This is a genomic window from Limosilactobacillus fastidiosus (assembly GCF_014145505.1).
GTDB lineage: Bacteria > Bacillota > Bacilli > Lactobacillales > Lactobacillaceae > Limosilactobacillus > Limosilactobacillus fastidiosus.
Map to the genome: position 1 here is coordinate 21,445 of NZ_JACIUZ010000030.1, position 6,987 is coordinate 28,431.

Annotated in this window: 7 protein-coding genes; 4 read left to right on the forward strand and 3 right to left on the reverse strand. The window is 36.3% G+C overall.

Annotated elements, in window-relative coordinates; all coding sequences use genetic code 11:
• Positions 1-139: 139 nt before the first annotated feature.
• Entirely contained in the window at positions 140-1,513 is a 1,374-nt protein-coding gene (locus H5R64_RS04175; protein WP_182581109.1) for an APC family permease, read from the forward strand.
• 77 nt (positions 1,514-1,590) lie between these two features.
• Positions 1,591-2,244 (forward strand): NAD(P)-dependent oxidoreductase, encoded by a 654-nt coding sequence (locus H5R64_RS04180; RefSeq protein WP_182581110.1) that lies wholly within the window; start codon positions 1,591-1,593, stop codon positions 2,242-2,244.
• A 67-nt stretch (positions 2,245-2,311) separates the two neighbouring features.
• Here the strand turns inward: H5R64_RS04180 and H5R64_RS04185 are convergent, their stop codons facing one another.
• Both H5R64_RS04185 and H5R64_RS04190 read right to left on the reverse strand, forming a co-directional pair.
• Positions 2,312-2,545: a cytochrome b5-like heme/steroid binding domain-containing protein gene (locus tag H5R64_RS04185; protein ID WP_182581111.1), complete on the reverse strand. Its 234-nt coding sequence runs from the start codon at positions 2,543-2,545 to the stop codon at positions 2,312-2,314.
• A 304-nt stretch (positions 2,546-2,849) separates the two neighbouring features.
• On the reverse strand, positions 2,850-3,125 hold the full coding sequence (locus tag H5R64_RS04190) for a hypothetical protein (protein WP_182581112.1): 276 nt from the start codon (positions 3,123-3,125) through the stop codon (positions 2,850-2,852).
• Positions 3,126-3,278: 153 nt separating this feature from the next.
• On the opposite strand from H5R64_RS04190, the gene H5R64_RS04195 reads away from it, so the two are divergent.
• Both H5R64_RS04195 and H5R64_RS04200 read left to right on the forward strand, forming a co-directional pair.
• Positions 3,279-4,250: a DUF3114 domain-containing protein gene (locus H5R64_RS04195; RefSeq protein WP_182581113.1), complete on the forward strand. Its 972-nt coding sequence runs from the start codon at positions 3,279-3,281 to the stop codon at positions 4,248-4,250.
• Between the two features lie 74 nt (positions 4,251-4,324).
• The gene (locus H5R64_RS04200; protein ID WP_182582918.1) at positions 4,325-5,338 is read left to right on the forward strand and encodes a hypothetical protein; all 1,014 of its coding nucleotides are present in this window, start codon (positions 4,325-4,327) and stop codon (positions 5,336-5,338) included.
• Between the two features lie 224 nt (positions 5,339-5,562).
• Here H5R64_RS04200 and H5R64_RS04205 read toward each other — a convergent pair whose 3' ends face one another.
• A complete protein-coding gene (locus H5R64_RS04205; RefSeq protein ID WP_182581115.1) occupies positions 5,563-6,402 on the reverse strand; it encodes a metallophosphoesterase in 840 nt (279 codons plus the stop codon).
• Positions 6,403-6,987 lie beyond the last annotated feature (585 nt).

The following is a 6,987-nucleotide window of genomic DNA, read 5'->3' on the forward strand; positions in this document are numbered from 1 at the left end:
TATGCAAATTTTAGTCCGCATAGTTCACAATTACTAGTGGTGAACTTGTTGCAGTGGGAATAAATCATTTTTTGTTAAAAAAAGACTACAATTTTGTTAAAAAAAGACTACAATATAAATAAAGTTATATTGTTATGGGGTGATAATTATCGCTAGTCAGAATTCAGTACCTAAGAAGCTATCGTTTATTTCAATTTACTTTTTAGGAATTAATGGGGTAATTGGGTCTGGAACATTCCTACTCCCATCTGTAATCTATCGGTATATGAATTTGTCCGCAGTAGCGGTTCTTCTTTGTACCGCTATTACAGTATCCTTAATTGCGTTATGTTACGCTGATATGTCGAGTCGGTTTACCGGTTCAGGGGCTGCATGGCTTTATTCGTACCATGCCTTTGGTCGCTTTACCGGTTATGAATTAGGGATCTTTACTTGGTTCTTGGGGTGTTGTACCTTGTCAGCAGAAATTGTTGCCTTGTTAACGACACTCAAGAGTTTCTTGCCGGTGTTTAAGAATCCGGTTGTTTATGGCGTTGGTGCGTTAGGGCTGATCTTGTTGTTCGCTCTGATCAATTTTTATGGGCGAAGCATTGTTAAAGTCGTTAATAACGTTTCAGCAGCCGCAAAGATCCTAACGTTAATTATCTTTATTGCAGTTGGAGTATTTTTCATCCATAAAGCTAACTTTACACCGATTATTCCGCAAGCAGCACTTAAGGGACCAATGCCGTTCCTTCACCATTTTGGTTCAGCATTTACCCCGATCTTTTACCTATTTACGGGATTTTCCTTCTTACCAATCGCTGCCCAGCAAATGAATAATCCAGAAAAGAACATTCCCCGAGTTTTAATTGCGGTTATGGTGAGCGTTACCATTTTGGATGCTTTAATGATGACGGTTGCTGTCGGTCTTTCTGGAATCAAATTGGGTAGTTATTCAACACCATTGGCCAATGCGCTTGGTACTGCCATCGGTAAGTGGGGCTATGCTATTATTATCTTCGGGATGCTTATAAGTATCTTTGGAGTTGCCTTCTCTGCTTCATTTAATACACCTTCTTTGATTGCCTCGATGGCGAACGAACACGGGATGTTACCAAAGTTTGTTGGTAAGAAGAATAAACATGACGCTCCGTGGGTTGGGATCATTCTGACCTCAATTCTTTCAGCTTTGTTTTCTACTCAGAGTTACCTTTTCCTTGTTAATTGTACTGTTTTGGCATCATTCATTCAGTATGTACCAACAATTCTGGCGGTCATTAAGTTTAAACATAGTAACGAGTACCCAACGCACGGCTTTAAATTACCAGGGAAATATTGGATCCCCGGATTGGCACTGTTAGTTTCATGCTATATGATCACTAACTTTACTTCCAAGACGCTCCTTGTTGGTACAGTCATTGCTGTTCTTGCCGCAGTTGCTTACTTCTTTATTAAGCGTGATCGGAAGTTTGAAGAGAAGCATGATAAGTGGTTGAAAGAACTTCAGGAAGAAGGGCAAAAATTAAAGTAATGCTTTTTCTTTGGTAATCTTCAATCCTCATGATAAAGTTATTATAAAAATAATTATAGAATGAGGAGAGATATATAATGATCAAGGTCGGAATAATTGGTGCTTCTGGAATGGCCGGTAGTGCAATATATAAATTAGCTGCAACACAACCAGGCCTGGATGTAACTGGAATTGTTCGTCACGAAGGAAAAGCGAAGAAAGTACTTGGGAGCGATGCACGACTTATCAGTGGTGATATCTTTTCTATGACTGATAGTGTATTATCCCGTTTTGACGTAATCGTTGATGCGTTTGGGACTAACCCAGCAAATGCAGAACGACATCTTAAACTTGCTGAAAAACTAATTAACCTTGCACGAAAAGATAAGATTAGGTTAATCTTTATTCTTGGCGCCGGTAGTCTTCATACAGGTGACGATCAACATTTGTTTATTGAAGATATTGAGAAGCTACCTAATTCTGGGTCGTGGATTAATACCCCACGGCAACAAGTAAAGGAACTCCGATACCTAGAAGCAATTACAGACGTTGATTGGGTTGGTATTTCTCCTGCTGCTAGTTTTGAACCAGGTCCAGTTTCTGACTATCAACTTGGTAAAGACGAATTAATGTTTAATGATCAGGGCGAATCAAAAGTAACGACCGGGACACTAGCAGAAGTTGTCGTTAGTGAAATTGTTGCCCCTAAGTTTCATCGTGAACGTTTTACCGTGGTTAACACAGAAAAATAGTATATATTATTATATAAATAAGCTCCAAAGCTAGGGAATCCAACTTTGGAGCTCTATTTTGTATATTTTAATCAATTAATTTTCCAATCAAAGGGAGCTTAGAAATCGGCGAATATTTCTGAGCGGCTTCCTGGTAGATAACACTGGATAAATCGTGACCGACGACACTTCCGTGAACTTCAGCGCCTTGCCACTCTGGAACTTCGGAAACATCATACACATTTCCGTTGACACCAATGTAACCTGGACGACCTTCAAGACCGTCGTACTTTGCTAATTCATCATGAGTAAAGGCTCGCATAAGTATCCCTCCTTACTTAAATAAGACAATAACAACTTTGTGCCTTTACTATAACATCAAAGATGAGGGAAAGGCTGAATTTAGCTTTTTGTAGAATTGGGGGTTAGAGCATCTATTGACCATTCTCAAGAATGAAGTTTTTAAAAGGGGTAACGCAAATTTTTACTTTTTTCTATCCTAGGGGAAAAGTAAATGCATGGTTAACTGATTTAATTGGCTATTAATATCTTTTATATTTAACTCAAATTCCCTAAAAATTTTAAAAGCTTAGGAGACAATATCAATCTCCTAAGCTTTTAGTACTTTAATCTTTAAATATATCTTCTAGTTTTCCAGATAGTGAAATCTTATCGAGACCATTAGTTAGTTTGTAATGGTCATTATCGACTTTTGTATCACGATAGCCAGCACGCGAAAAGGCTGCCACTAACTTCTCCATGAATTTTTGACCTGATTGGGTTGATTCATAAATCATATTATCAATGTACATTGGCAAATCAGGACTATTACGGATTAAGGTGATCAAGTATACCTGTTGGTTAGTTTTACTAATTTCTGAAGTATTTTGCATTAATGACATTCTAATTCCCTCCTGTAAACAATTATACTTTATATCTTTTAAAAAGTATTAATTAGCTTTAGTATTATTAATTATTTTAACTCTTAACTACATAATCTTCTTGTTTTAAGGTTAAATTAGAATTAATCTTTTTAAGATCGAGAGGTGATTCGTATGAATGAGAAAGTAAAGCAATTGATTGAAATTTTGAATACAAATTTGCCACCTAAACAACGGCTTCAACGGGTAATCAACGACGAGTTTCACGCGGAATTTGACCAGTATGGTTTCCTTCAAATTGGACCGGCATATTTAGATTTGGAGATTATACCAGTATCGCCGTTCTTTGCTGCATTTCGTCAGTTAGTGATTGATGCTTACCAGACACCTAAAGGGCTAAAAGAAGATGAACTAGGGAGAAAACTTCATCTTTTTCGGAGCTACCTTGACTTGTTTTACCTAAATTATATTCGCCAGTATCCTGGCAAGACTGACTTTCAGCGTCTTTTAAATTTTGCTCAGGAACATAGATTGCGATTGGATTATGAAACTGATAGTGGTTATCATAATCGGATACAAAATCAGTACCGATATCCGAAGAACATGAAAATCCAATTAACGAGGAATTCATGGCGCCTCCATCATAATCCGGCTCGAATGATTGAATTTATCATTAATATTGATAATGAAGAATTCGTGAGTGAGTGGAATACGTATAAGTTGACAGAAACGGGAAGGATTGATAGTGATCCAACAAATTATTCAGTTAAAGAATTGGAAGCAGTGGCCAACACTGAGTCATTTAATTACGGGATCCCTCATGGCAATTACTTTGTATATCCCCGTTTTCAAAAAACTCATCGCTACCTTGATGTCCAGCAACCACGCGATAATGCCCTTCGTCAACGGGCGAAAAAACTTTATCGGGCACCAAAGAGTTATCGAGTTGGTGGCAAATTTACGGATTTGATTAGAGCCGGGAAAATTAAGGATGTTAAAGCTTGGCAAAGGATCCCACGTAACTATCGTGAAAAAATATATGGTTCATTTATTGCTCATCTCGCGCAATCGGGGACGGCAAATTGGGGAATTAATTATTATTTGGGATCAACGATGAGATATCAGAAGTATTGTGTTGAAAGCTAATGGTAGGAGTATACTAGTGACAATAATTACTATTGGAGGCTTTAAATTTGAAAAGGGAGAATGTTAGTAAACTAATGGTTGCGGGGTTAGCACTATTACTTGCTGGGTGCGGTACCCAACGGGCTAGTAAATCGCAAGATTCAGAAAACGCGGCTTCATCTAGTAGCCTATTAGCAATAAAAAGTAGTGAAAAGATGAGTGCGGATAACTTATCACCGCAACAATCCGTTAGTTTAGTTGCTGCTTATGCGGGAAATAAGTACGGTAATGATTGGGCGTCTATGACAAAGAAGGCGGAAAGACAAGGGCTTAAAGTTAATCTTTACCCGACTAGTAAGTATAAATTAAGTGATAATGGTCAGGGAGTTGCCTATGATGTAACAACGGGTGGCAAGTCAACTGGATTGATTTATACCATTGATAACGACGACGTTAATCTTTACCAAAATGTTAAAGTAGGTAAAACTAGTAATAAGATAGCGACAGTTAGTAAGCAGGACATGGTTAAGTACATTAACGATAAAGGACAAGCAAAATTAGTTGGTAATTTAGCAAAGAGTGCCCAAGTGGTTGATAAGCGTACCGAAAGTGCCGAAACTTCCAGTAATGGAGATACAACAAGTCATCAATATGGTCGTGAGGGAAAAGTAACAGTACCAACAGAAATGCAGGGAACTTGGTATAGCGCTGATCATGATAGCAATAGCACGATTACATTTGGGAAAAACACCCTTACTAGTGATGGAAATACTTCTTATATTTATAAGCAAAATCCTAGTTTTCTTTCGGGAGATCAAACTATGAATCGGTCAGTTCAAGATGCTACTGAAGATTGGGTTAGTGGAAAATTTATCGATCTTCATGGTCTTCATTACTTGAATATCCGTGGTTGGTGCCAAAATGCTGGGGATGGTAGTTCTTTTGCGGTTCACACCGAAACAATTAATGGTAAGGAAGTTAAAGTCTTAGTTACTGCTGGAGGAGCTGGCTTCTGGACTGATGGTGTCTACTACCAAAACAAGGATACAGCTCAGCAACAAGCTGATAAGAAATTTGCTGATCTCTATTATATGGACGATGATGACTAGTTTTAAAGAATAATAGAGGCCTTTTATTAATGAGGAAAACTAATATAATTGACCGTCTTACGAAAAATAGATATATTTAAGAGAGTAAGAGAGGGAAAATAACGAAGAAGATTGCCGATATAATATGGAGAAATGATAAAGTCTAAGCTCCGTATCCAAAAGTAGAATTAATTAAACGCTATTTTCAGGTGAATATCTGAGAATAGCGTTTTTTAGTATAAAGATTATGAAAGATTGATTATCCGAATTGTTGACGTCCATTGTTCGAAGAAGTTATCCGTTTGCCATTCATTGATTCGCTTATTATTAACACCTACTGCTTGATTAAAGTAGGTCACATTATGACGAGTGAGTGGGGGATGGACTCCATGGAGGTGACCGTAGAAAGTTGATTTAACTATGCCAGAATCTTCTATTACCTTTCCGAGACGATCACTACCCATCATTGCATTGACCATTTGGTAAATTTTTTCTTTTCGTGGAGTATTAACAACTTGTGGTTTAGGTGAAAGGAGCTCATGTTGAGGCGCAAAGTGAGTGATAAAGATCACCCTTTTATGATCTTGCTTGGCAAGAAAGAGCTGATGCTTTACTTGATTAAGAACTCTTTGCATCCTTTCCTGATCAGAAATAGGTTGCTCAATAGAACTGTCGAGCCAAAATACATTTTTCCATCTTTGAACTTCTTTAATCCGATCGTGGTAATTTGAAAAAGAATAATCATACCAACCATTATTTCCAATTATCCGCCAATTGCTATTTGGAATATCAATAAACCGGTTATGAAGATATAAAGGAGAATGCAGAGCTTCTGCTTCAATGAAGCTAATATTGTTTAATAGATCGTGGTTACCAGCAACATAGTAAACTCTGATGTTCGGTATTAGTTGCTGTAATTGATCAAAGTAGTGATTTGTTTTTGAAAAATCGTTAAAGAGGTCACCAGCAAATAGGTAATAGTCAATTTTGTTTTGACTGAGCCAGTTTGCCTGAAAGTGAATAGCTTCTTGACTATTTATTCTATTAACATCTAGGTGATTATCACTACTAATTGCAATCTTGATATTTAACATCTCTTTTCCTGATTAGTTGGGAGATTTAGTTTTGAAACTATCATTGCAGAAAGAATATATGACGTCAATTTTTTAGAATTAATTTGAATTTTTCCTTGCAAATTAGAAGGAAAAACTATATAGTATTTAATTGTTGTCTTTAATAATAAGTTATTCAAATCAACTATACCAATTTGAATAACTTTGGTATTATGATTTTAGGTCGTCATAATATAATATGAAAAAAATATCATATTATATTGACAACCATTTTGAATAAAGTTATAATAATAATTGCTAGTTGAGATGAATTATTAAAAATAGTTCTTGACTAGCTAAGTAAAAGACTATATAATATAAAAGTTGCTTGATAAATTAGTAAAATAAATTAATTTGAAAAATATTTAAATTAATTATTGACACTAAAACGAGCATCTGATATAATTAAATCGTTGACTGGCTGCTAAAGCTTAGTCAAGGTAGACCTTTGAAAACTGAACAAAGTTTCGACGAATCAAATGTGTAGGGTCTTCAATCATTACGATTTGAAGCAAAAACATTTGCGAAGTCAATTCGCTTAATTAATTTGAATTAGAG

Bases quoted from the DNA above. Each gene is read 5' to 3' on its own strand.
- H5R64_RS04200 (WP_182582918.1), top strand. From the start codon at position 4,325: ATGGTTGCGGGGTTAGCACTATTACTTGCTGGGTGCGGTACCCAACGG.
- H5R64_RS04185 (WP_182581111.1), bottom strand. From the start codon at position 2,545: ATGCGAGCCTTTACTCATGATGAATTAGCAAAGTACGACGGTCTTGAA.
- H5R64_RS04190 (WP_182581112.1), bottom strand. From the start codon at position 3,125: ATGTCATTAATGCAAAATACTTCAGAAATTAGTAAAACTAACCAACAG.
- H5R64_RS04180 (WP_182581110.1), top strand. From the start codon at position 1,591: ATGATCAAGGTCGGAATAATTGGTGCTTCTGGAATGGCCGGTAGTGCA.
- H5R64_RS04195 (WP_182581113.1), top strand. From the start codon at position 3,279: ATGAATGAGAAAGTAAAGCAATTGATTGAAATTTTGAATACAAATTTG.